The organism is Polaromonas sp. P1_E1_2, assembly GCF_056406035.1.
In genome coordinates this window covers 1-1021 of record NZ_JBFUAZ010000942.1, presented here as the reverse complement: position 1 = coordinate 1021, position 1021 = coordinate 1, and the positions used below count along the sequence as shown (strand labels likewise).

Here is a 1021-nt window from a genome sequence, read left to right as displayed (position 1 = left end):
TTATCGGTTGCTCTTATGGGGCGGCGGAATTCAAGACGATCGAAGAGGCCCGAGCGGCAGCGGTAAACGGGAAATGGACCGTTCAGCTCGGACATGCGCCAAATCGCTCGCCAGGAGCGGCAGCAGGTCAAACCCGCATCGGACATGCAGCAGTGACAGAAAGCGAACTGGCGGGTTACAGGGAGTGGCGAGCCGCGTTTGACAAAGGTCAGGCAGGTGTTTTCTAAAGCCCTTTCGCCGGGCTGCCTATTGCTATAGACAACTCATGGACAGAGACCCAGAAGCCCCACAAGGCCCTTTCCCCGACACCATCAAGCAGGGCGATGTGTTCTGGATTGAAGCGGACCCCTCACGCGGCTCCATCCCGGGCTCCCCGCATCCCCATGTCGTTGTGCAAGACGACCTGTTCAACCGCTCCCGCATCAGCACCGTTGTTGTCTGTGTTGACCTCCAATCTGAACCGCGCTGCGGAGCCCGGCAATGTCCTGCTGGAGCCTGGTGAGGGGAATCTCGAGAAGCAAAGCGTGGTGGTTGTGTCGCAGGTGTCTTCCGTGTACAAAACACGCTTGGGTGCGCACATCGGGACGCTGTCAGGTGAGCGGGTTCAGCAGATACTGGCGGGACTGCGGTTTCTGCAGGCATCGTTTCTCCATCGATAGTCCCGGGAGCACCGTGTCAGGCAATTTCTGTCGTCTGTGCCCATTGTTCGCTACCTGAAGGCCAACACCATGCAAGCGCCGAGTTCTTCCACCATCACACTGCTTGTGCTTCTTCCGTTGGTCGCGTGGCGTGTTTACGCGCGCTTTCGCCGCATGGTCGGGCGTCAGCGCCTGTCGAGGATCCGCCCTTGGGTAACTTTGGCCATCTTTCCCGTCCTGCTTGTTTTGCTTGGCTTCGCCGCCCGTGAGCATCCCGAACGGCTTTGGTGGCTCGCCGGTGGCCTGGGCCTCGGCGCGTTGCTCGGTGTCTTCGGGTTGAGCAAGACGCGCTTTGAACCCACACCCCAAGGCCTGTTCTATAC

1 protein-coding gene and 2 pseudogenes are annotated in these 1021 nt (G+C 59.7%); all 3 read left to right on the top strand.

Annotation, left to right across the window (positions count from 1 at the left end):
• Positions 1 to 227: pseudogene (locus tag AC1D1P_RS24280) on the top strand (hypothetical protein); the annotation flags it as partial.
• A 38-nt stretch (positions 228 to 265) separates the two neighbouring features.
• A pseudogene (locus tag AC1D1P_RS24275) lies at positions 266 to 659 on the top strand (type II toxin-antitoxin system PemK/MazF family toxin).
• 36 nt (positions 660 to 695) lie between these two features.
• The coding region (locus tag AC1D1P_RS24270; RefSeq protein WP_477674784.1) for a CcdC protein domain-containing protein at positions 696 to 1021 on the top strand (326 nt) is incomplete at its 3' end.